Source organism: Actinomadura rupiterrae (assembly GCF_024172125.1).
Classification (GTDB): Bacteria; Actinomycetota; Actinomycetes; order Streptosporangiales; family Streptosporangiaceae; genus Spirillospora; species Spirillospora rupiterrae.
This window is the reverse complement of the sequence record NZ_JAMZEA010000002.1, coordinates 289,349-311,075: the sequence shown is the minus strand read 5'-3', so window position 1 is coordinate 311,075 and position 21,727 is coordinate 289,349. Positions and strand designations below refer to the sequence as shown.

At 73.1% G+C, this 21,727-nt stretch carries 18 protein-coding genes; 5 read left to right on the top strand and 13 right to left on the bottom strand.

Features of this window, described 5'->3' with window-relative positions; translation table 11 throughout:
- Nucleotides 1-53: 53 nt before the first annotated feature.
- On the top strand, nucleotides 54-788 hold the full coding sequence (locus tag FHU30_RS05915) for a VC0807 family protein (protein WP_253872597.1): 735 nt from the start codon (nucleotides 54-56) through the stop codon (nucleotides 786-788).
- A 260-nt stretch (nucleotides 789-1,048) separates the two neighbouring features.
- Entirely contained in the window at nucleotides 1,049-2,020 is a 972-nt protein-coding gene (locus FHU30_RS05910; protein ID WP_253872594.1) for a L,D-transpeptidase, read from the top strand.
- A 10-nt stretch (nucleotides 2,021-2,030) separates the two neighbouring features.
- Here the strand turns inward: FHU30_RS05910 and FHU30_RS05905 are convergent, their stop codons facing one another.
- The 11 genes from FHU30_RS05905 to FHU30_RS05855 form a co-directional block, all read right to left on the bottom strand.
- Nucleotides 2,031-2,933 carry a hypothetical protein gene (locus FHU30_RS05905; protein ID WP_253872591.1) on the bottom strand — a complete coding sequence of 301 codons (903 nt, stop codon included), beginning with the start codon at nucleotides 2,931-2,933 and terminating at the stop codon, nucleotides 2,031-2,033.
- Between the two features lie 100 nt (nucleotides 2,934-3,033).
- On the bottom strand, nucleotides 3,034-5,010 hold the full coding sequence (locus tag FHU30_RS05900) for an APC family permease (RefSeq protein WP_253872589.1): 1,977 nt from the start codon (nucleotides 5,008-5,010) through the stop codon (nucleotides 3,034-3,036).
- A gap of 96 nt (nucleotides 5,011-5,106) precedes the next feature.
- Nucleotides 5,107-6,657 (bottom strand): Na+/H+ antiporter, encoded by a 1,551-nt coding sequence (locus FHU30_RS05895; protein ID WP_253872587.1) that lies wholly within the window; start codon nucleotides 6,655-6,657, stop codon nucleotides 5,107-5,109.
- A 189-nt stretch (nucleotides 6,658-6,846) separates the two neighbouring features.
- Complete coding sequence (locus FHU30_RS05890) at nucleotides 6,847-8,667, bottom strand: APC family permease (protein WP_253872584.1); 1,821 nt, start codon at nucleotides 8,665-8,667, stop codon at nucleotides 6,847-6,849.
- A gap of 165 nt (nucleotides 8,668-8,832) precedes the next feature.
- The gene (locus FHU30_RS05885; RefSeq protein ID WP_253872582.1) at nucleotides 8,833-9,510 is read right to left on the bottom strand and encodes a response regulator; all 678 of its coding nucleotides are present in this window, start codon (nucleotides 9,508-9,510) and stop codon (nucleotides 8,833-8,835) included.
- On the bottom strand, nucleotides 9,507-12,149 hold the full coding sequence (locus FHU30_RS05880) for a sensor histidine kinase (RefSeq protein ID WP_253872579.1): 2,643 nt from the start codon (nucleotides 12,147-12,149) through the stop codon (nucleotides 9,507-9,509). The genes FHU30_RS05885 and FHU30_RS05880 overlap by 4 nt, the downstream gene beginning before the upstream one ends.
- A gap of 17 nt (nucleotides 12,150-12,166) precedes the next feature.
- Nucleotides 12,167-13,075: a potassium-transporting ATPase subunit C gene (locus FHU30_RS05875; protein WP_253872576.1), complete on the bottom strand. Its 909-nt coding sequence runs from the start codon at nucleotides 13,073-13,075 to the stop codon at nucleotides 12,167-12,169.
- 1 nt (nucleotide 13,076) lies between these two features.
- Entirely contained in the window at nucleotides 13,077-15,230 is a 2,154-nt protein-coding gene (gene kdpB, locus FHU30_RS05870) for a potassium-transporting ATPase subunit KdpB (RefSeq protein ID WP_301322748.1), read from the bottom strand.
- A complete protein-coding gene (gene kdpA / locus FHU30_RS05865; protein WP_253872573.1) occupies nucleotides 15,230-16,891 on the bottom strand; it encodes a potassium-transporting ATPase subunit KdpA in 1,662 nt (553 codons plus the stop codon). Before kdpA ends, kdpB begins: the two co-directional genes overlap by 1 nt.
- Nucleotides 16,892-16,981 (bottom strand): K(+)-transporting ATPase subunit F, encoded by a 90-nt coding sequence (gene kdpF / locus FHU30_RS05860; protein WP_253872570.1) that lies wholly within the window; start codon nucleotides 16,979-16,981, stop codon nucleotides 16,892-16,894. It abuts the gene before it with no gap.
- 72 nt (nucleotides 16,982-17,053) lie between these two features.
- Nucleotides 17,054-17,404, bottom strand: coding sequence for a hypothetical protein (locus tag FHU30_RS05855; protein ID WP_253872568.1), 351 nt, complete (start codon nucleotides 17,402-17,404; stop codon nucleotides 17,054-17,056).
- A gap of 259 nt (nucleotides 17,405-17,663) precedes the next feature.
- Here FHU30_RS05855 and FHU30_RS45840 point away from each other — a divergent pair, with 259 nt between their 5' ends.
- On the top strand, nucleotides 17,664-18,656 hold the full coding sequence (locus FHU30_RS45840; RefSeq protein WP_308211207.1) for a zinc-binding dehydrogenase: 993 nt from the start codon (nucleotides 17,664-17,666) through the stop codon (nucleotides 18,654-18,656).
- 11 nt (nucleotides 18,657-18,667) lie between these two features.
- On the top strand, nucleotides 18,668-19,057 hold the full coding sequence (locus FHU30_RS05840; RefSeq protein WP_253872565.1) for a MerR family transcriptional regulator: 390 nt from the start codon (nucleotides 18,668-18,670) through the stop codon (nucleotides 19,055-19,057).
- Between the two features lie 58 nt (nucleotides 19,058-19,115).
- Here the strand turns inward: FHU30_RS05840 and FHU30_RS05835 are convergent, their stop codons facing one another.
- Together FHU30_RS05835 and FHU30_RS05830 are read right to left on the bottom strand one after the other, a co-directional pair.
- On the bottom strand, nucleotides 19,116-20,063 hold the full coding sequence (locus FHU30_RS05835; RefSeq protein WP_253872563.1) for an LLM class F420-dependent oxidoreductase: 948 nt from the start codon (nucleotides 20,061-20,063) through the stop codon (nucleotides 19,116-19,118).
- 42 nt (nucleotides 20,064-20,105) lie between these two features.
- Nucleotides 20,106-20,999: a GNAT family N-acetyltransferase gene (locus FHU30_RS05830; RefSeq protein WP_253872560.1), complete on the bottom strand. Its 894-nt coding sequence runs from the start codon at nucleotides 20,997-20,999 to the stop codon at nucleotides 20,106-20,108.
- 82 nt (nucleotides 21,000-21,081) lie between these two features.
- Between FHU30_RS05830 and FHU30_RS05825 the strand changes: the two genes are divergently transcribed.
- Nucleotides 21,082-21,714: an alpha-ketoglutarate-dependent dioxygenase AlkB gene (locus tag FHU30_RS05825; protein WP_253872558.1), complete on the top strand. Its 633-nt coding sequence runs from the start codon at nucleotides 21,082-21,084 to the stop codon at nucleotides 21,712-21,714.
- Nucleotides 21,715-21,727: the final 13 nt, after the last annotated feature.

The window sequence follows — 21,727 nt, the reverse complement described above, 5'->3', positions numbered from 1 at the left end:
TGTTACGCTCCGGCTCACGATCGTGAGTGTATCCGACACAACTGGAGTTGATCATGGCAGGGGCCAGACAGGGCGGCTCGCCAATCAAGAACATCGTTCCGGCCATCGTGTTCAACGTGGTCCTGCCGTTCGTCAGCTACTCGCTGCTGACCTCGCACGGCGTGAGCCAGGTGAACGCGCTGCTGCTCATCTCCCTCTGGCCCGCCGCGGACACCGTCGCCTACCTCGCGATCAAGCGCCGGGTGGACGAGTTCGGCGTGATGATGCTGATCCTGATGCTCCTCGGGGCGCTCAGCGCGGTCGCCTACAACACCACCGAGCTGTTCTTCATCAAGGACTCGGCGATCACCGGCCTGCTCGGCCTCACCTACCTGGGCAGCCTTGCCATGCCCAAGCCGCTGATGTTCTACCTCGGCCGCAAGTTCGCCACGGACGGCTCGCCCGAGCGCCTCGCCTGGTGGAACGGCCTCTGGCAGTACCCGGACTTCCGCCGCACCCAGTACAAGACGACCGCCGTGTGGGGCGTGGCGTTCCTCGCCGAGGCCATCGTCCGGATCCCGCTCACCTACATGCTGCCGACCGGCGTCATGGTCCTGATGAGTACCGTGATGCCGATGGCCGTCGTCGCCGCGCTCGTCACCTGGACGATCCGGGTCGGCAAGCAGTCCCGGGCGCGCGCCGCCGCCCGCCAGGCCGCTGCCGCTGCCGCCGGCGAGGCGTCCCAGGCCCCGGCCCCGGCCCCGGCTCCGGCGCCTGGCATCGTGCCGGGCATCCCATTCGCGGGCTGATCCGCACGGGCACCCGACGCCGCGTCGTTCCGATCTCGGGACGGCGCGGCGTCCGGCGTTTCCGGACTGTCCACCGGGGGCGGCACGGGGCCGAGACCGGGGCCTGGGCCGGGACCTGGGCCGGGGGCCGTCACCCAATCGAGACATCGCACTTCGGTCGGCCACGGCGTCCAGGTTCCGATCAACCTCTATTTTCCCGAGGGTCATCGCTTTCCGTGACCCGATGGTCACCGGAGGTCCGCCGTCGTCCCGAGGTTCGCATGCCTTACCGCCATGCCCTGGCCGTCCCGGTCCGGACGGTCGCCGCGCTCGCCGTCCCCCTGCTCGCCCTGGGCGGGTGCGGCGGCGGCCCCGGCCCCGCCGGCTCGGTCGCCACGCCCGCCGCCGCGCCCACCGGCGACGGCTCCACGCCGTCCACGCCGGACCTGAAGGAGATGCGCGCCGCGACCTTCCGGGTCGCGGCCGTGACACCCCGCGAGGGCGAGGTGGTCGGCGTCGGGATGCCGATCATCGTGACGTTCAGCCGCGCGGTGTCGTCCCGCGCGAAGGTCGAGCGCGCGCTGCGGGTGAGGATGTCGCGGGCCGTCCCCGGCGGGTGGTTCTGGCCGTCGCCGCGGCAGGCGGTGTTCCGGCCGCGGCGGTTCTGGCCGAGCGGCGAGCGGATCACGCTGGACGCGCGGACGTCCGGGCTCCGCGACGCGTCCGGGGTGTCCGGCGAGGGGAACGTGACCCGGACCTTCCGGGTGGGACGGGCGCGGGTCAGCATCGTCGACACCCGCGCGCACCGGATGAGCGTCAGCGAGGACGGCCGCGTCGTCCGGCGGACGCCGATCAGCGCGGGCCGCGGCGGGCGGCGCGCCTACACCACCACCAGCGGCGTCCACCTGGTGATGGGCAAGGGCGACCCAGTGGTCATGTCGTCCGCGTGGATGGGCGTCACGAACCCGGAGGACCCGCGCTACTACAAGATGCGGGTGCGGTACGCGGTGCAGATCTCGGCGAGCGGCGAGTACGTCCACTCCGCGCCCTGGTCGGTGGCGTCGCAGGGGCACGAGAACGTCAGCCACGGGTGCGTCAACGCGTCCCCGGACTTCGCGCGGTGGTTCTACGGCCGGTCGGTGCGCGGCGACGTCGTGCTCGTCACGGGGACGAGCCGTCCACTGGCCTGGAACAACGGCTACGGCTACTGGCAACTCCCCTGGACGCGCTGGAAGGCCGCCTCCGCGCGCTGAGCCGCCGCGTTCAGGGGATGAAGTCGATCAGCGAGACCACGGTGACGGCGGTCGCGCTCAGCGCGTAGCCGAGCGACACGCCTGCGACGACCCGGAAGCGGCGGGCCTCGGGGAGCCCGGTCAGGCTCAGCAGCCAGGCCAGCGCGGGCAGCACCAGCACGGCGTGCATGAGGACGGCGTGCGCGGGCTTCAACGCGCCGATCGCGTGGTACGCCGCCTGCTGGTGCCCCTGCTGGACGAGCACGACCCCGCGCGCGATCATCGCCGCCCCGGCCAGCATCGACAGCATCAGCGCCCCGAACCCGACCCGCAGCGCCAGCCGCATGCTCGCCGTCCCGGCCCCCGCGGGCCGCTCCGAAGCGCCCACGCCCGTGCCGGCGGCGGAAGCGGTGTCGGAGCGCGCCGGGGTGCGGAAGGCGGCGATGGTCAGGAGGGCGACCGTGAGGACGATGACGCCGCCGCCCGCCGCGAGGACGCGGGAGATGGCGCTGTCCAGGCCGTCCTCCATGTTCAGGTGGGACGGGACGCCGCGCCACCGCTGGACGGTGATCAGCGCGACCTCCAGCACGGACGCCGCGCCGAACACGCCGAGCAGCGCGGCCCGCGCCCGGTCGCCGAGCCGGACGAACGAGGTGACCCAGGTCAGCGAGATCACGGTCAGCCCGAACGACAGCCCGAAGGTGATCGGCTTGCGCCAGGACACCGGTCCCGTCCACGGCCCGCCGTCCACCGCGTAGACGGCCAGGTGGACGACCCCGGACGCGATCAGCAGCGCCCCGACCGCGTAGCAGATGCGCTCGGCCCGGCGGCCGTGCGTCCAGAACGTCCGCAGGCCGGAGAGGACCTCGGCAGGGCGCGGGAACCGGGACGCGCCGGGCGTTCCGCTCTGCGTGTGCGTGGCCGTGCCGTTCATGACCGCCTCCCCCCGGGATCGCTGAGTGAGTACTCACCCAGTATGAGTGAGCACCCACTCAGCCACAACCCCCAGCGGCCGAGGAGCGCCGAGGCGCAGGTCAGGAGACGTGGACGCGGGGGCGCCGGGCCGGGTCGGAGTCGGCCCGGCGCAGCACCTCGCGGGTGACCGGCGCGACCTCGCCGTCCCCGAAGATCAGGAACCGGATCAGGTGGCCGAGCGGGTGCCCCTCGGTCCAGTTGAAGTAGACGTTCGGCGGGGTGCCGGTCCGCTCGCGCAGCGCCAGCAGCACCGCGGCGATCGTGTTCGGCACGACCGGGCCGGTCACGCGCAGCACCCGGTACCCGTGCAGCACCTCGCCGTGCACGGTCAGGTCCGCCATGAACTCGGACGAGTCGGACACCGTGACCTCCAGGAACAGCAGGTGCCCGTCCTCCGGGAGCGGGATGTCGTCCCGCTGCGCGCACTCCTTCAGCGCGTACTCCTCGCGGTCGCGGGCCTGCGGCTCGTTGGCGATGATCCGCAGCGGGCCGAACGCGGCCGCGACGTCCACGATGTGCTCGGCCTCGGCGTCCAGCGTGACGGTGCCGGTGCGCAGCTCGAACGCGCGGTGCACCCGGGACGCGAACGAGGTGACCAGGATGCCCGCGATGAACAGCGAGGCGATCTTGATGCCGTCCGGCCGCTCCACCACGTTCGCGGCCAGCGTGTAGCCGAACACCGCGGTGATCAGGCCGAACCCGACGCCGGCGGCGCGGTGCCCGCGGCGCCAGGCCGCCACGGTCGCGGCGAACGACGCCGACAGCATCAGCACCAGCACGCCGGTCGCGTACGCGCCGCCCTGCTTGTCCACGTCCGCGTCGAACAGCCAGGTCACCAGGAAGGCGACGGCCATGAACACCAGCGTCAGCGGCCGGACGGCCCGCGCCCAGTCCGGCGCCATCCCGTACCGGGGCAGGTAGCGCGGGACGAGGTTGAGCAGCCCGGCCATGGCCGACGCGCCCGCGAACCACAGGATCGCGATCGTGGAGACGTCGTAGACCGTCCCGAACGCGCTGCCGAGGTACTCGTGCGCGATGTAGGCGAGCGCGCGGCCGTTCGCCGGGCCGCCCGCCTTGAAGGCGTCCGCCGGGATCAGCACGGTCGTCGCGAAGCTGGACAGGATGAGGAACACGCTCATGATCAGCGCGGCCGTGGTGAGCAGCCGCCGGGTGCCCCGGATGCGCCCGGCGGGCTTGGCGTAGGTGTCGGTGGCGTCCCCGCGGACCTGCGGCATCACCGCGACGCCCGTCTCGAACCCGGACATGCCGAGCGCCAGCTTCGGGAACACCAGCAGCGCGACGCCGACCATCGCGAGCGGCGAGGAGTGCGCGGCGCGCGCCGCGTCCCACCAGTCGCCGACCTTCACCGGGTGGGTCAGCACGTGCCCGACCGCCGTCGCGACCACGACCAGGTTCAGCCCCAGGTAGACCACCACGAGCACGACCGCGATCCCGATGGCCTCCTTGAAGCCCTTGAGGAACACCGCGCCGAGCGCGGCCAGCAGCACCAGCGTGATCCACATGCTCTGGCCGTGCAGGACGGACGGCGCGAGCGGGTTGGCCACCGCGTGCGCCGACGCGTCCGCCGCGGACAGCGTCATCGTGATCATGAAGTCGGTGCAGGCGAAGCCGAGCAGCACCAGCACGAAGACCTTCCCGGCCCACCACGGCAGCAGCCGCTCCAGCATCGCGATCGAGCCCTCGCCGTGCGGCGACTCCTTCGCCACCCGCCGGTACACCGGCAGCGCGCCGAACAGGGTCAGCGCGACCAGCACCAGCGTGGCCAGCGGCGACAGCAGCCCGGCGGCGAGCGCGGCGATGCCGGGCTGGTACCCCAGCGTGGAGAAGTAGTCCACGCCGGTCAGGCACATGACCCGCCACCACGAGTGGCCCTGGTGCTCCTCGGGCAGCGTCCCGTGCGGGCCGGGGTGCTGGGCGGTGCGCTCGGTCAGGCCCTCCAGCAGCCAGCCCCGCCACCCGCGCGGCGGCGCGGTCCCCCTCACGGCCACCGGGGCCCCGGCGTCGGTCCCGGTCATCGGTCCGCCTCCTTCAACGCGATCGGCCAACCGGGGAAGTATCCAGCACCTCCGGCTCCTACCCCCGTCCGCCCCACCGATCCCGGCGATCCGCGATCAGACCGGGCGGTCGAGCGCGGAGTCCTCCAGGTCGAGCAGGCGCTGCACCTCCCGGACGGTGCCCTCGCCGATCTCCCCGCTGTCGTGCAGCCGGTGCAGCTCGGCGGTCTCGGCGGCGATCAGGTCCCGGCGCAACCGGCGGTAGTCGGCCAGCACGCCGTCGATCTCGGCGTCGCCGTCCAGCCGCAGCTCGCCGCGCTCGATCCGGTCCTGGACGCCGACCCGGAGCCGCTCGATCACCACCTGCGGCGCGGCCTCCAGGTCGGCGAGCTCCTCCAGCCGGGCGCGCGCGGCCTGCGCGAGCCGCAGCCGGGCCAGCGCGAACTCGCGCCGGCCGTGCGCCGCCGGGACGACCAGCCCCGCCGCCCGCACCAGCGGCGCGAGCGTGAACCCCTGGACGACCAGGGAGATCGCGATGACGCAGGTGGCGAGCACGACCACCAGGTCCCGGTCGCCGAGCGGGCCGCCCGCGTCCGCGGTCAGCGGGATCGCGAGGGCCGCGGCCAGCGGCACCACGCCGCGCGCGCCCGCCCACGACACCACGGCCGGGACCTCCCAGGACGGCCGGCGCCCGCCGCGCCACGCCGCGAGCGCCGACAGCGGGAACACCCACGCCACCCGGACGGCCACCAGCGTCGCCGCGACCAGCGCGGCCGGCACCAGGTAGGACCCGTGCAGCTCCCGGACGAGCGTCGGCAGCTCCAGCCCGATCAGGCTGAACACGACCGACTCCAGCAGGAAGACGACCGTCCCCCAGACCGCTTCGAGCTGGAGCCGGATGCCGGCGTTGGTGAGCGCCGGGGCCTTGCGCCCGAGCACCACCGCCGCGACGACCACGGCCGTCACCCCCGAGGCGTGCACGGACTCGGCCAGGACGTACGCGGCGTACGGGGTGATCAGCGCGATCACCGTCTCCAGCACCGGGTCCTCGGTGCGGCGCCGGACCAGCGAGACCACCGTCGCGGCCACCGCGCCCGCCGCCACGCCCCCGCCCGCGAGCAGCGCGAACTCCCCCGCGGCGTGCCCGGCGGAGAACGACCCGGCGACCGCCGCCGCGACGGCCAGCTTGTAGAGCAGCAGCGAGGTCGCGTCGTTGAACAGGCTCTCGGCCTGGACGAGCGTCTGGACCCGCGGCGGCAGCGACAGCCGCCGTCCGAGCGCCGCCACCGCGACCGGGTCGGTGCTGGCCAGCACGGTTCCGAGCAGCAGCGCCATCGTCCAGGACATCCCGGTCACGGCCGCCGCGACCGCGCCGACCGCCGCGGCGGACGCGAGCACCAGCCCCACCGCGAGCAGCGCGACCGGCCGCCACACCGCGCGCAGCATCCGCCACGACATCTCCTCGCCCGCCGCGTACACCAGCGGCGGCAGGACGACCAGGCTCACGATCTCCGGCGGCACCCGGACGGCCGGCACCCCCGGCACGAGCCCGACCAGGATGCCCGCCACCACCAGCAGGGACGGCGCGGGCACGCGCAGCCGCCGGGCGCTGACCGCCACCACCGTGGCGAGCACGACCAGCCCCAGGACGATCTCGACGCTGCGCATTCGGGTGAAGCCTCCGGTCCCTGGCGGCGGACATGCTGAAACACGCCGACCAGACTTCCCGGCACCCCTCCAAGGACGGTATCAGCAGGTCGTTCCGGAGAAACCCGGCGAACTCAGCGGGCGCGGTCGCGGTAGGCCGCGTGGCCCGCCCAGGGCCGGCGCCGCGCCTTCGACGACCATCGTTCCTCCTCAGTGCACAGGCTGGGCCGCGCGGCCCGTCCGTCCGGGCAGGGGGGCGACACGGAAGCGCATGCGGCAGATGACGCTGTCGGTGTCGCGGCGCAGCGCGTGCGCGAGGACGGCGCCGCGCTGGTTCTGGAGCACCCGCTCCCAGACGTGCTCGGGTTCGACCTCGGGGATCAGCACGAAGACCTGGGACTCGGGGACGCCGCGGACGTACGCCACGATCGGCTCGACCAGCCGGCGGCGCGCGTCGGAGATCACGACCAGCTCCACGTCCGGGTTCCAGCGCTCCCACTCCGCCACGAACCGGGCGCGGTCGTCCTCCTCCCCGGGGTGGACGACCCGGACCGCGACCACCCGGTCACCGAGGCTCAGCGCGGCGGCGAGCGCCTGCCGCGTCAGGGTGCTGACCCCGGCCACGGGCACGACGACCAGCGCGCGGCCGGGCCGCGGCGGGGCCGGCACGCGGCCGAGCCCGAGGCGCTCGCCGATCCGGTCGTAGGCCCGGTGGACGCGCTCCATGACCAGCACCAGGACGGGCAGCATGACCAGCACCAGCCAGCCGCCCTCCAGGAACTTGGTCGCGGCGACCACCACGGCGGCGACGCCGGTGAGCAGCGCGCCGAACCCGTTCAGGGCCAGCCTGCCCTGCCAGCCGCGCGGGCGGTCGTGCCACCAGTGCCGCACCATCCCGGCCTGGGACAGGGTGAACCCGACGAACACCCCGATCGCGAACAGCGGGACGAGCGTGTTCATGTCGCCGTCCGCCGCGACCAGCAGCGCGGCCGAGGTGGCGGCGAGGAAGCCGATGCCGTACCGGTGCACCTGCCGCTGGGCGCGTAGCGCGAACAGGTGCGGGAGGTTGTTGTCGGCTGCGAGCAGCCGGGCCAGGACGGGCAGCCCGCCGAACGAGGTGTTGGCGGCGAGCGCGAGCAGCACGACGGTCGCGGACTGCACCACGTAGAACATCAGGCCGTGGCCGAGCGCCGCCTCGGTGACCTGCGACAGCACGGTCACGCCCTCGACCGGGCGGATGGAGAACCGCTCGATCAGCACCGCGATGCCGATCAGCATGACCGCGAGCAGCCCGCCCAGCGCCAGCTCGGCGTGCTGCGCGCGCCGCACGCGCGGCCTCTTGAACGACGGGACGGCGTTGGCGATCGCCTCGACGCCGGTCAGCGCGGCGCAGCCGTTCGCGAAGGCCTTGAGCAGCAGCAGGACGCCGACCGTCTTCAGGCCGTCCGCCTGCGCGTGGACGGTCTGCTCGGTCACCACCGCGTGGTCGCGGAACAGCCCGGCGACGACCACGGCCAGGATCGCGCCGATGTAGACCACCGTCGGCGCGACGAACAGCCGGGCGCTGTGCGCGATGCCCCGGTAGTTGACCGCCGTGATCAGGGCGAGGACGCCCAGGCACAGCCACAGCGTGTACGGCAGCAGTTCCGGGACGGCCGACGTCAGCGCGGCCACCCCGGCGGCGACCGACACCGCGACGTTCAGGACGTAGTCCACGACCAGGGACGCGGCCGCCACCAGCGACGACCGGCGGCCGAGGTAGCGCTTGGCGACCCCGTACGCGCCGCCGCCCTCGGGGAACGCCGCGATCACCTGCCGATAGGAGACCGTCAGGACCGCCAGCAGCCCGGCGATGGTGAGCGTGACGGGGAGGGTGAAGCCCATCCCCGCTCCCCCGGCCAGCGCCAGGACCAGGACCACGGCCTCCGGGCCGTACGCCACCGAGGCCATCGCGTCGAGCGACAGGGCGGCCAGACCGCCCACCACACCGAGCCGGTGCCGCTCTTCGGCACCGTCACTCCCGAGCTCCACCGTGCACTCTCCTTACCGGCCAGTTCTGCCGGTTCGTCCTGATCGTGCACCCGGTGGGCGGTTCGCGAGGCGGTTCTTAACGGCTTCCGAACGCGCCGGACGCCGGTCCTGACACGTCCTTCACAGCGCCCCGCCGAAGCCGGAAGCGGCCAGGGGCCGAGCCGGTCAGGGCTCGAAGCGGTAGCCCATGCCGGGCTCGGTGATGAGGTGCCGGGGCCGGGACGGGTCGGTCTCCAGCTTGCGGCGGAGGGACGCCAGGTAGACGCGGAGGTAGTGCGTCTCCTTGACATGGTTCGGGCCCCACACCTCGGCGAGCAGCTGGCGCTGCGGGATGAGCTTGCCGGGGTTGCGGACGAGCAGTTCGAGGATGCCCCACTCGGTCGGGGTGAGGTGCGTCCGGGAGTCGTCGGCGGCGGTGACGGTCTTGCGCGCGAGGTCGACCGTGTGGCCGCCGAGCCGGACGGACGGGTGGTCCTCGTCCAGCGGCGCCCGGCGGGTGATGGCCCGGATGCGGGCGAGCAGCTCGTCCACGCCGAAGGGCTTGGTGACGTAGTCGTCGGCGCCGGCGTCGAGCGCGTCGACCTTGTCCTTGGAGCCGGCGCGGCCGGACAGCACGATGATCGGGACGCGGCTCCAGCCGCGCAGCCCGCGGATCACCTCCACGCCGTCCAGGTCGGGCAGGCCGAGGTCCAGGACGACCAGGTCGGGATGCCAGTCGGCGGCCTGGGTGAGGGCCTGGCCGCCGCCCGTCGCCACGGTCACCTCGTAGTGCCTGGCGCGCAGGTTCAGCCGGAGCGTCGCCAGGATCTGCGGCGAGTCGTCCACCACCAGGACGCGCGTCATCGTTGCCCCCGTTCGTTCGAATGATCCCGCAGGTCCTCGCGGAAGGACGCGACGCGGTCCAGCATCAGCGGGTCGGCGGCCGACGCGTCCGCGGGCCGCCCCTCGTGCGTCCGCGCGATGGGCAGGGTGAGCACCATGGTCAGGCCGCCGCCCGGCGTCTCCTCGATGGTGATCGAGCCGTCCATCGCCTCGGCCAGTCCCCGGGAGAGCGCGAGGCCGAGCCCGACGCCGGTGTGGTTGTCGCGGTCGCCGAGCCGCTGGAACGGCTCGAAGACCCGGTCGCGGTCCTCGTCCGGGATGCCGGGGCCGCGGTCGACCACGCGCAGTTCGAGCCGGTCGCCGAGGGCGCTGGCGGTGACCAGCACCCGGGTGCCCGGCGGGCTGTGCCGGACGGCGTTGGAGATCAGGTTGACCAGCACCCGCTCCAGCAGCGCCGGGTCGGCGAGCAGCTCGGGCAGACCGGGCGGAACGCTGATGTCGACCGGGACGTCGCCGAGGTCGGCCAGCGCGCGCGGGACGGCGTCCTCGGCCGCGACCGGCTGCGGCGACATGCCGAGCGACCCGGCCTGCAGGCGGCTCATGTCGAGCAGGTTCGCGACCAGCCGGTCCAGCCGGTCGAGCGACTCGGCGGCGGTGCCGACCAGCTCGTCCTGGTCCTCGATCGACCAGGTCACGTCCGGGCTGCGCAGCGACTCGACGGCCGCCTTGGCGGACGCGAGCGGGGTGCGCAGGTCGTGGCTGACCGCGTTGAGCAGCGCGGTCCGCATCCGGTCGGCGGCCTCCAGCGGACGGACCTGTTCAGCGGTCTCGGCCAGCCGCTGCTGCCTCAGCGCGACCGCGGCCTGCGCGGCGAACGCCTCCACGACGCGGCGGTCCTTCGCGGGCAGCGTCCGCCCGCGCAGGACGAGCGCGAGCGTGCCGTCGTCCAGCAGGACGTCCGACTCGCCGTCGTCGGGCGTCGTGCAGGGCTCGCCACCGGCGGTCGCGACGATCCCCCAGCTGCGCGGGTCGGCCAGGCCGTCCTGCTCCCCCGACCTCTCCAGCAGCGTCACGGAAGTCAGACCGAAAGTCTCACGGAGCCGTTCCAAGATGGCCGGGAGCGGGCGCGCCTCGTCGTCCGCGCCGCGCAGGATGTCCCCGGCGAGCGTGGACAGCACCTCGGCGTCCGCGCGGGCCCGCCCGGCCTCCCGGCCGCGCCGCGCCGTCACGTCCACCACGGTCGAGACGGTCAGGCCGACGACGACGTACACGACGAGCTGCAGGAGGTTCTCCGGCTCGCTGATGGTGAACTCGTGCACCGGCGGCGTGAAGTAGTAGTTGAGCAGCAGCGACCCGCCGATCGCGGCGAACAGCGCGGGCCAGAGCCCGCCGAACAGCGCCACCCCGATCACCGCCGCCTGGAACAGCAGGATGTCGCTGGCCAGCGAGAACTCCCCGCGGGCCCGGAGCAGCGCGAAGGTCAGCAGCGGGAACAGCACGGCCGCGATCGCGAACCCCGCGTTCCGCCGCCGCGCCGGCACGCCCCACGAGGACCGCAGCGCCTTCCACCGGCGCCCCTGGTTGACCTCCTCGTGCGTGACCAGGTGGACGTCGATCGCCCCGGACTGCGCGGTCGTCGTGACGCCGACGCCGCGCGAGAACAGCTGCGCGACCCGCCCGCGCCGGGACGCGCCGAGCACCAGCTGCGTCGCGTTCACGCCGCGCGCGAAGTCGAGCAGCGCGTCCGGCACGTTCGCCCCGACGACCTGGTGGTAGCTGCCGCCGAGGCTCTCCACGAGGGCGCGCTGGCGGGCGAGCGTCGCGGGGTCGGCGTCGGTGAGGCCGTCGCTGCGCGCCACGTGCACCGCGAGCAGGTCCGAGCCCTTGGTCCGGGCGGCGATCCGCGCCGCCCGGCGGACGAGCGTGTCGCCCTCGGGCCCGCCGGTCAGCGCGACGACGACCCGCTCGCGCGTCTCCCACGTCCGCCGGATCGCGTGGTCGGCGCGGTACTTGTCGAGCTGCTCGTCCACCTTGTCTGCGAGCCACAGCAGCGCCAGCTCGCGCAGCGCGGTCAGGTTCCCGACCCGGAAGTAGTTGCCGAGCGCGGCGTCGATCTTCTCCGGCGCGTAGACGTTGCCGTGCGCCATCCGGCGGCGCAGCGCGTCCGGGGTCATGTCGACCAGCTCGATCTGGTCGGCGCGGCGGACCACCTCGTCCGGCACGGTCTCCCGCTGCGGGACGCCGGTGATCTGCTCCACCACGTCGTTCACCGAGTCGAGGTGCTGGACGTTCACGGTCGAGACCACGTCGATCCCGGCGTCCAGGATCTCCCGGACGTCCTGCCAGCGCTTGGCGTTGCGCGAGCCGGGCACGTTGGTGTGCGCCAGCTCGTCCACCAGCGCCACCTCCGGACGCCGCGCGATGACGGCGTCCACGTCCAGCTCGGTGAAGGCCGTGCCCCGGTACTCGACGGTCCGGCGGGGCACGACCTCCAGCCCGTCGAGCGCCTCGGCGGTGCGGGGCCGTCCGTGCGTCTCGACAAAGCCGACCACCACGTCGGTGCCGCGCGCCTGGCGGCGGGCGCCCTCGGACAGCATCGCGAAGGTCTTGCCCACCCCTGGCGCGGACCCGAGGTAGATCCGCAGCCGGCCTCGCCCCATGCGTCCTCCCGCTTCCGTTATGCCTTGACCGGGTACTGCCGGTCCAGTGCGAGGTTCAGCCGGAGGACGTTGACCCGCGGCTCGCCCAGGAACCCGAGCCCGCGTCCCATCCTGTTCTCGTCGAGCAGCTTCCGGACCTGGTCCGCGCTGATGTGGCGGGCAGCGGCCACCCGCTTGACCTGGATGTCGGCGTATGCCGGGGAGATGTCCGGGTCCAGGCCGGAGCCGGACGCCGTGACCGCGTCGGCAGGGACGGCCGGCTTGGCCGGAGCGTCGCCCTTGACCGGGACGATCAGGCCCTTCGAGTAGTCCTCGCCGTACTTGGCCAGCTCGACCTTGACGCCTTCGTACGTGGGCAGGAAGGGCGCCTTCACGACCCCGGCCTGCTCGTTCACGCTGACCACGCGGGTCGGGTGCGGGACCCTGCCCTGCCGGTCGCGGTCGCCGAAGACGGCGAGCACCGCGCCGACGCCGCTGTCCCTGGTGCAGAACGGGCGGCCGCCGTCCACGCCGTCCAGCTCGCCGATCGCCTTGCTGCGCGAGCAGATGGTCGTGAGCAGGCTGGGCTTGGCGTTGTCATCGGTCTTCAGCTTCGGGTCGGGCAGCGTGTCCACGATGCTCTCAGGCCCGAGGTTGCTCGCGCTCGTCGCGGTCGGGTCGTACCCGTCGCCCGCCGCCGACGGACGGCTCTGGAAGTACTGCTTGAGCGGGTCGCCCTGCTTGTCGGTGAACGACTGCCCGATCAGCGAGCTGCCGACCCGGTGCCCGTCGCGCGAGACGTAGGAGCCTTCGGCGTTCGCCCGCAGGCCCGGGATCTGGGCGACGGCCCACACCGCGAGCGGGTAGGCGACGCCGAGCACCACCGTGAGGACGAGCAGCGCGCGGGCGGCCGCGAGGTGCTGCCGGATCCAGCTTGGAATACGCATGTCAGGACATCCCCGGAAGGAACTGGATGAGAAGGTCGATGGCCTTGATGCCGATGAACGGCGCGATGATGCCGCCGATGCCGTAGACGTAGAGGTTGCGGCTGAGCAGCTTGGACGCGCTGCTCGGCCGGTAGGCGACACCGCGCAGCGCGAGCGGGATCAGCGCGATGATGACCAGCGCGTTGAACACGACCGCCGACAGGATCGCGCTCTGCGGGCTGTGCAGCCGCATGATGTTCAGCGCGTCCAGGCCCGGGAACAGCGCCACGAACATCGCCGGGATGATCGCGAAGTACTTGGCGATGTCGTTGGCGATCGAGAACGTCGTCAGCGCGCCGCGGGTGATGAGCAGCTGCTTGCCGATCTCCACGATCTCGATGAGCTTGGTCGGGTCGGAGTCCAGGTCCACCATGTTCCCGGCCTCCTTGGCGGCCGAGGTGCCGGTGTTCATGGCCACGCCGACGTCGGCCTGGGCGAGCGCGGGCGCGTCGTTGGTGCCGTCGCCGGTCATCGCGACCAGGCGCCCGCCGTCCTGCTCCTTCTTGATGAGCGCGAGCTTGTCCTCGGGCTTGGCCTCGGCGAGGAAGTCGTCCACGCCAGCCTCGTCCGCGATCGCCTTGGCGGTCAGCGGGTTGTCGCCGGTGATCATGACGGTCCGGATGCCCATGCGGCGCATCTCGTCGAAGCGCTCGCGCATGCCGGCCTTGACGACGTCCTTGAGGTGGATGACGCCGAGCACGCGGGTCGCGCCGTCCGCGCTCTCGCCGACGACCAGCGGGGTTCCGCCGGACGCGGAGATGCCGTCCACGATCCGGCCCAGCTCCGCCGGGACCTCGCCGCCCTGCTCGCGCACCCAGTCCGCCACCGCGCTCGCCGCGCCCTTGCGCAGCTGCCGGTCGTCCAGGTTCACGCCGGACATCCTGGTCTGGGCGGTAAAAGGCACCCACTCGGCGTGCGACAGCTCGCCGGGCGTCCGCTCGCGCAGGCCGTAGCGCTCCTTGGCGAGGACGACGACCGAGCGGCCCTCGGGGGTCTCGTCGGCGAGGCTGGACAGCTGCGCCGCGTCGGCCAGCCCGTCCTCGGTGACGCCCGCGACCGGGACGAACTCCGACGCCTGCCGGTTGCCGAGGGTGATCGTTCCGGTCTTGTCGAGCAGCAGCGTGTTGACGTCGCCCGCCGCCTCGACGGCGCGCCCGCTCATCGCCAGGACGTTCCGCTGGACGAGCCGGTCCATCCCCGCGATGCCGATCGCGCTCAGCAGCGCGCCGATCGTCGTCGGGATCAGGCAGACCAGCAGCGACACCAGGACGACACCTGTGACGCCGTGGGAGTCCAGCGAGAGCGAGTCGGCGACACCCGGGTTGTTGCCCTTGGAGAAGATCGCCATCGGCTGGAGCGTCGCGACGGCCATGACGAAGATGACGGTCAGCGCCGCGAGCAGGATGTTCAGCGCGATCTCGTTCGGCGTCTTCTGCCGGTTCGCGCCCTCGACCAGGGCGATCATCTTGTCGATGAACGACTCGCCGGGCTTCTGGGTGATCTTCACGATGATCCGGTCCGACAGCACCTTGGTGCCGCCGGTCACCGCGGACCGGTCGCCGCCGGACTCGCGGATGACGGGCGCGGACTCGCCGGTGATCGCCGACTCGTCCACCGAGGCGATGCCCTCGACGACGTCGCCGTCCCCGGGGATGATCTGGCCGGCCTCGACCACCACGACGTCGCCCTGGCGGAGCTCCGGCGCGCCGACCTCCTCCTCGCGCAGCTCGGCGGCGCCCGGCTTCCAGTCCAGGACGCGGCGCGCCATCGCGTCGGTCTTGGCCTTGCGCAGCGCGTCCGCCTGCGCCTTGCCGCGCCCCTCGGCGACGGCCTCGGCGAGGTTGGCGAACACGACGGTCAGCCAGAGCCAGACCACGATCGCCCAGGCGAAGAAGCTCGGGTGCAGGACGGCCAGGACCGTCGTCCACACCGCGCCGATCTCCACGATCAGCATGACCGGGTTGCGCCACAGCGTCCGCGGGTCGAGCTTGCGCATCGCGTCCGGCAGCGACCTCAGCAGCTGCTTCGGGTCGAGCAGCCCGCCCTGGACCTTCTGCTTCGCCGGGGTCGGCGGTTCGGGCGCCGGGCTGGGCGCCTCAAGGGTCTGTGTGGTCATCAGTGGATTCCTTCGGCCAACGGCCCCAGCGCCAGCGCGGGGAGGAAGGTGAGGGCGACGAGGATCAGCGTCACGCCCGCGACCAGGCCGACGAACTGCGGCCGGTGCGTCGGGAGCGTGCCGTCCGACTCGGGCGTGTGGCCCTGCTTGGCGAGCGACCCGGCGAGCGCCAGGACGAACACGATCGGCAGGAACCGCCCGAACGCCATGCACAGTCCGGTGGCGGTGTTGTAGAAGGGCGTGTTCGCCGAGAGCCCGGCGAACGCCGACCCGTTGTTGTTGGACGCCGACGTGAACGCGTACAGGACCTCGCTGAGGCCGTGCGCGCCGCTGTTGAGCATCCCGTCCTTGCCCGCGTCCAGCGCGAGCCCGAGGCCGGTCGCGAACAGCACGAGCATCGGCGTGACCAGGAAGTACAGGGCCGCGAACTTCATCTCGCGGCTGCCGATCTTCTTCCCGAGGTACTCGGGGGTGCGGCCGACCATGAGGCCCGCGACGAACACGGTGATGACGGCCAGCACGAGCATCCCGTAGAGGCCCGAGCCCGTACCACCGGGCGCGACCTCGCCGAGCATCATGTTGAACATCGTCATCATGCCGCCGAGGCTGGTGTAGGAGTCGTGGAAGGAGTCCACGGCCCCGGTCGAGGTCAGCGTGGTCGCCGCCCCGAATGTCGCGGAGTTCGACACCCCGAACCGGGTCTCCACGCCCTCCATGGACGAGCCGACCGCGGTCGGGACCGTCCCGTGGTGCATCAGCTGGAACACGTTGGTGAGGACGATGCTGACGACCGCCAGCGTCGCCATCACCGACACGATCGCGTAGCCCTGCCGGTTCTGCCCGACCATGCGGCCGAACGTCCGGCACAGCGCGAACGGGATGCACAGGATCAGGAAGATCTCGAACCAGTTCGTCCACGTCGCGGCGTTCTCGAACGGGTGCGCGGAGTTGGCGTTGTAGAAGCCGCCGCCGTTCGTCCCGAGCTCCTTGATGACCTCCTGCGAGGCCACCGGCCCGCCGGTGATGTGCTGCGTCTGGCCGGCCAGCGTCGTGACGTCGTGCCCGGAGCCGAAGTTCTGGATCAACCCGCCCGCGACCAGCACAATGGCGCCCACGAACGCGATCGGCAGCAGGATCCGGACGACGCCGCGCGTCAGGTCCACCCAGAAGTTGCCGAGCTGGTCGGTCTTCTTCCGCGCGAAACCCCGGACGAGCGCGATCGCCACCGCCATGCCTACGGCCGCCGACACGAAGTTCTGCACGGCGAGCCCGGCCATCTGCACCAGGTGGCCCATCGTGGCCTCGCCCGAGTACGACTGCCAGTTGGTGTTGGTGACGAAGCTGACCGCGGTGTTCCACGCCTGGTCGGCGTCCACCGGCTTGAACCCGAGCGACAGCAGCAGGTGGTTCTGCACCCGCTGCATCAGGTACAGGAACAGCACGCTGACCACGGAGAACGCCAGGACGCTCCGCGCGTACACACCCCACGTCTGCTCGGAGTCGGGACGCGCCCCGATCAGCCGGTAAAGGGCCTTCTCGAACCGCGAGTGCCGCGTCCCCGAGTACACCCGGTACATGTAGTCGCCGAGCGGCCGGTAGACGACCGCGAGGGCGACGGCGAGGGAGGCGATGAACAGCACTCCCGCGACGGTCGTGCTCATCTAGAACCTCTCCGGGTAGAGCAGGGCGGCCACGAGGAAGACGAACAGCACGGCGGCCAGGACGAGCCCGACCGCGTTCTCGGCGGTCACAGCTTCTCCACGCCCTTCACCAGCAGGCCGAGCACGGCGAACACCACCAGCGTCAGCAGGACGAACTCGACGTCACTCATCGTTGTCGGTTTCCTTCATCGAAGATCTCGGAGCCACGAGCGCGGCGGCGAGGGCGGCGGTGGCGCCGGCGGCCGCGAGGGCGGCCAGGCGCCAGGCGTCGGCCGGGCCGGAGACGCCGAGGTCGCCGCTCCCCCGCACGTCGAAGCCGGTCACGAAGGCCCAGCCCACGACGCCGAGGCCGGCGGCCGCCGGCAGCGGGAGCCGGGCCGCGAACGCCCCGACGGCCGCCGCGACGGCGGCGAACCCCCAGGGCCAGGGCGCGGACTTCAGCACCACGGCGAGGACGAAGGCGGCCAGGACGCCGCCGGCGGCGGGCCAGGCGACCTCCTCGAAACGCTCCATCACGCTCCTCCTCGTGTCCGGGGTGCCCCGCTTTTCGGGGGCACACGAGGAGTAAAACGCCTGGTACATGCCTACTTGGGCCCTATTGACGCTTCCTTAGCGCGGCCCCCGACCGGCTTAACGGACCCCTAACGGACGGCTGGCGGCGCGCGCTCGCCGGTGCTTCCAGCGCGCTGGGGAGCCCGCGCGGGGCTTGACCTTGACGCGCGGGTGAGGGGTTAGCGTCGGCGCGCTTTCGACGTCTTTGTGGAGGTGCGCTGTGCGTGAGATCAGGCTTGTGGCGCGGGCGGTCGGGTTGCCGCGGCCGGAGAACTTCGAGGTCGTGGACGTCCCGGTGCCCGAGGGGGACGGGGTGCTCGTCCGGAACGCGGTGTTCCACGTGTTCCCGGGGCTGCGGGTGCTGGTCGGCGACGGGGAGGGCGAGACGCCCTGGCCCCGGCTGTCGGCGGGCGACCCGTTGATGGGGGCGGCCGTGGGCGAGGTCGTTTCGGCGCCGGACGGGGCGTCGGTGCGTCCGGGCGACCTGGTTTCGCACTTCCTCGGGTGGCGGGAGTACGCGCTGGTGCCCGAGGGGCAGTTGGTGCGCCTGGACGGCGAACTGCCTGATCCGGCGGCCTACCTCGCGCCCGGCGTCACGGCGTACTCGGCGCTGACGCGGGAGGCTCCGGTGCGTCCGGGCGAGACGGTGCTGGTGACGGGCGCGGCCGGTGGTGTGGGGTCGCTCGCGGGGCAGATCGCGCGGCTGCTGGGCGCGGGACGCGTCGTCGGCACGACGGGATCGGCGCAGAAGGGCGAGCGGCTCGTCGCGGAGTTCGGGTACGACGCCGCCCTGTCGCGGGAGGAGGCCTCGACGGCCGAGGGGCTCCGCAAGGTCGCGCCGGACGGGATCGACGTGGTGGTGGACAACGTCGGCGGCGCCCAGCTGCGCGCGGCGGTCGGGGCCCTGAACCAGGACGGCCGGGTGGCGCTGGTCGGGACGCTCTCCTCGCAACTCGCGCCGGGCGGGTCGGGGGCGTCCGCGCCGGTCGAGCTGGACGTCTTCGAGCTGATCCGCAAGCGGGTCTCGCTGCGCGGCGTCCTGGCGCAGGACGCGGAGACGCGCGCGGAGTGGACGCGGCGGTTCGGCGGCTGGCTGCGCGAAAGGGAGATCGCCTTCCCGCACGTCCGGTTCCAGGGCATCGAATCCGCGCCGCGCGCGTTGCACGAACTGCTGGCCGGCGAGCACCTGGGCTCGGTGGTGGTCGACGTCTGAGGAGGACCCGGATGCGGATCGGCGACGCGGCAGCGGCGGCGGGCACCACCCCGCGCGCGCTGCGCTTCTACGAGGAGCGGGGCCTGCTGCCGCCGCCGGTCCGCACGGCGTCCGGGCAGCGCGAGTACGGGACGCGGGACGTCGAGCGGGTCCGGGTCGTCCGGGACCTGCTCTCGCTCGGCCTGACCGTCGAGGACCTCGCCCGGGTCGCGCCCCAGCTGGACGAGCTGGCCGAGGCGGCGCGCGGCGGCGACACCCTGTGCGGCTCCCGGGACGTCCCGGCGGCGGGCGGCGGGGTCGCGAGCGCGCGGCTCGCGGCGCTGGACGCGGAGATCGCCCGGTTGAGCGACCTCCGCGCCCGGCTCGCGGCCCGCCTGGAGGGCGACCAGACGGTCGGCTAGGTCTTCGCGGCCTGACGGTCGGCCAGGCGGCCAGACGGCCAGGCGGCCTGGCGGGCGGTTAGGCGGTGGTCGTCAGTTCGCCTAGGAGGCGCCAGGTGCGCTGGCGGTCGTCCTCGCCGGTCAGGTCGGACTGGGTGAGGAAGACCTCGGTCGCGCCCGCGTCGAAGTAGGAGCGGAGCGCCTTCGCCAGGTGGTCCTCGTCGCCGATCACGACGAGGTCGGCCGCGCGCGAGTGGCCTTCGAGCTGGATGACGCGCTGGTAGGACGGGATGCGGTCGTAGAGGGCGGTCGTCTCGGCGGCCTTCTCGCGCGCCGCGTCCACGTCGTCGGTGACCACGCCCGCCACGGCCGCGATGACGCGGGGCGCGGGGCGTCCGGCACGCTCGGCGGCGGCGGTGAGGCGCGGGACGATCTCCTCGCCGAGGGTGCGCGGCCCGGCGAGGAAGGGCAGCGCGCCGTCCGCCAGCTCGCCGGTCACGTCGAGGGCCTGCGGGCCCATCGCCGCGACCAGCACGGGCACCGTCGGCTCCGCGCCCGCCACGGCGGCGCTGTAGGGCGTCGTCGCGGTCAGCAGCTCGCCGTGGAAGTCGGCGGTGCCGGTCTCCAGCAGCGGGCGCAGCGCGGTGAGGAACTCGCGCAGCCGCGCGATCGGCCGCTCGAACGGCAGGCCGAAGGCGCTCTCGGTGAGGTGCCGGGTGCCGAGCGCGAGGCCGAGCCGGAACCGGCCGTGCGCGGCGGCCTGGCTGGTCTGCGCCTGGCTGGACACCAGCAGCGGGTGCCGTCCGAAGACCGGCACGGCGGACGTCCCGACGGTCAGGTCCGGCACCTCGCGGGCGATGATCCCCGCGAGGCCGATCGCGTCGTGGTCGAACAGCTGGCCGAGCCAGGCCGAGCGGATGCCGGCCTCGGCCGCCCGCCGTCCGAGGGCCACCGCGTGGTCCACCGCGTTGCCGGACGCGCTGTCCGTGCCGGACGTGCTGGAATGAAAAGCCACTCCCAGGTTCATGATCAGCACAACCCGCGCGATATTCCCACTATTCCGGTCAGTTTAAAGATGATGACCGCTGGCGAGGTAGGGCACCGGCTCGGGCAGGCCGCGCAGGGCGAGGTAGCCCGTCTGGCCGAGGTCCAGCCGCGCGTCCAGGCCGACGTCGATGGCCCACTGGTTTCCGGACGTGATGCGGTTGATGACCGTCTCCTCGTGCGCGTGCGCGAGGGCCTCCCACAGGAGCTTCTCCGCGGTCTCGACGTCCGCGGCGGCCAGCAGGACGCTGTGGCCGCTCTCCTCGTTGATGTAGACGTAGCCGGGGCGCTCGGCGGGCGAAGCAGAGACGACCAGGCGCAGGCCCAGGTCGTCCAGCATGTGGACGTGGTCGGGGCCGTGTCCGCCGCCGCGCAGGCGCTCGTCGAGGGCGTCCATCCATTCGAGGTCGTCGCGGCGTCCGTCGCGGAGGCCGTCAAGCGCGGGGAGGGCGGCGCGGTCGACGCGTCCGGTCATGCGCATCTCCGGAAGCATCGTGAAACCGGCGCGGCGGTAGCGGCGGGTCGCGCCCGGGTGCGGGGACGAGGAGATCATCCCGGGACGGCCGTCCGCGTGCGCGAGGGCGGCGTCCAGCAGCCTCGTCCCGACGCCCTTGGACTGGAGGCCGGGGACGACGCCGTAGGAGGCCAGGTACCAGAAGCCGCCGCGGTTCTGCGAGACCGCGAAACCGACGATCTCCCCCGCGTCCGACTCGGCGACCCGGCAGCCGCCGGGGTCGGTCGCGAGGTGGTGGCCCATCCCGGCGATCCAGCGGCGGCGGGACGCCTCGTCCGGCGGCGCGGGCTCCGGCTCGTTCCACAGCCTGCCCATCCGGTCGACCTCCAGGAAGGCGGCGGCCTCGGCATGGGCGGCGGCGGGCACGTCGTCCGGGAACATCTGCCTGATCCGTACGGAGTCCATTCCACGCATGATCCGTCACGGCCCCGGGCCACGCCACCGACTTTTCGACGGCGCTCGAACAAAGGTTCGATAAGATGGACGCATGGACGGTGTTTTCCAGGGTTCGCTGCTGGACGTCGGGACGGAGAGCGGCCCGCGCGAGCTGGCCGGGCACGTGCGCCGCACGCCGCTCGCGCACGGCGCGTGGGTCGACCTGCGGCCGGGCTGGCTCGCGGGCGCGGACGCGCTGTTCGAGCGGCTGATGGCGGGCGTCCCGTGGCGGGCCGAGCGGCGGCGCATGTACGAGCGGGTCGTGGACGTCCCGCGCCTGCTCGCCTACTACCGCGAGTCCGATCGCCTGCCCGAGCCCGTCCTGGACGAGGCCCGCGACATGCTCAGCGAGTACTACCGCGAGGAGCTGGGCGAGCCGTTCCGCACGGCGGGCCTGTGCCTCTACCGGGACGGCCGCGACAGCGTCGCCTGGCACGGCGACCGCCTCGGCCGCGGCGCCACCGAGGACACGATGGTCGCGATCATCTCGCTCGGCACACCCCGCCCCCTACTCCTGCGCCCGGCGGGCGGCGGCGGCCCCACACTCCGCTACGACATCGGCCACGGCGACCTGATCGTCATGGGCGGCAGCTGCCAGCGCACCTGGGAGCACGCCATCCCGAAATCCGCGCGCCCCCTAGGCCCCCGCATAAGCGTCCAATTCCGCCCCCGCGGCGTCCGCTAGCGCCCGGCGCGTC

Excerpts from the sequence above, each read along its gene's own strand:
- FHU30_RS05915 (WP_253872597.1), top strand. The coding sequence starts at position 54 with ATGGCAGGGGCCAGACAGGGCGGCTCGCCAATCAAGAACATCGTTCCG.
- FHU30_RS05910 (WP_253872594.1), top strand. The coding sequence starts at position 1,049 with ATGCCTTACCGCCATGCCCTGGCCGTCCCGGTCCGGACGGTCGCCGCG.
- FHU30_RS05905 (WP_253872591.1), bottom strand. The coding sequence starts at position 2,933 with ATGAACGGCACGGCCACGCACACGCAGAGCGGAACGCCCGGCGCGTCC.
- FHU30_RS05900 (WP_253872589.1), bottom strand. The coding sequence starts at position 5,010 with ATGACCGGGACCGACGCCGGGGCCCCGGTGGCCGTGAGGGGGACCGCG.
- FHU30_RS05895 (WP_253872587.1), bottom strand. The coding sequence starts at position 6,657 with ATGCGCAGCGTCGAGATCGTCCTGGGGCTGGTCGTGCTCGCCACGGTG.
- FHU30_RS05885 (WP_253872582.1), bottom strand. The coding sequence starts at position 9,510 with ATGACGCGCGTCCTGGTGGTGGACGACTCGCCGCAGATCCTGGCGACG.
- FHU30_RS05880 (WP_253872579.1), bottom strand. The coding sequence starts at position 12,149 with ATGGGGCGAGGCCGGCTGCGGATCTACCTCGGGTCCGCGCCAGGGGTG.
- FHU30_RS05875 (WP_253872576.1), bottom strand. The coding sequence starts at position 13,075 with ATGCGTATTCCAAGCTGGATCCGGCAGCACCTCGCGGCCGCCCGCGCG.
- kdpB (WP_301322748.1), bottom strand. The coding sequence starts at position 15,230 with ATGACCACACAGACCCTTGAGGCGCCCAGCCCGGCGCCCGAACCGCCG.
- kdpA (WP_253872573.1), bottom strand. The coding sequence starts at position 16,891 with ATGAGCACGACCGTCGCGGGAGTGCTGTTCATCGCCTCCCTCGCCGTC.
- FHU30_RS05855 (WP_253872568.1), bottom strand. The coding sequence starts at position 17,404 with ATGGAGCGTTTCGAGGAGGTCGCCTGGCCCGCCGCCGGCGGCGTCCTG.
- FHU30_RS05840 (WP_253872565.1), top strand. The coding sequence starts at position 18,668 with ATGCGGATCGGCGACGCGGCAGCGGCGGCGGGCACCACCCCGCGCGCG.
- FHU30_RS05835 (WP_253872563.1), bottom strand. The coding sequence starts at position 20,063 with ATGAACCTGGGAGTGGCTTTTCATTCCAGCACGTCCGGCACGGACAGC.
- FHU30_RS05830 (WP_253872560.1), bottom strand. The coding sequence starts at position 20,999 with ATGGACTCCGTACGGATCAGGCAGATGTTCCCGGACGACGTGCCCGCC.
- FHU30_RS05825 (WP_253872558.1), top strand. The coding sequence starts at position 21,082 with ATGGACGGTGTTTTCCAGGGTTCGCTGCTGGACGTCGGGACGGAGAGC.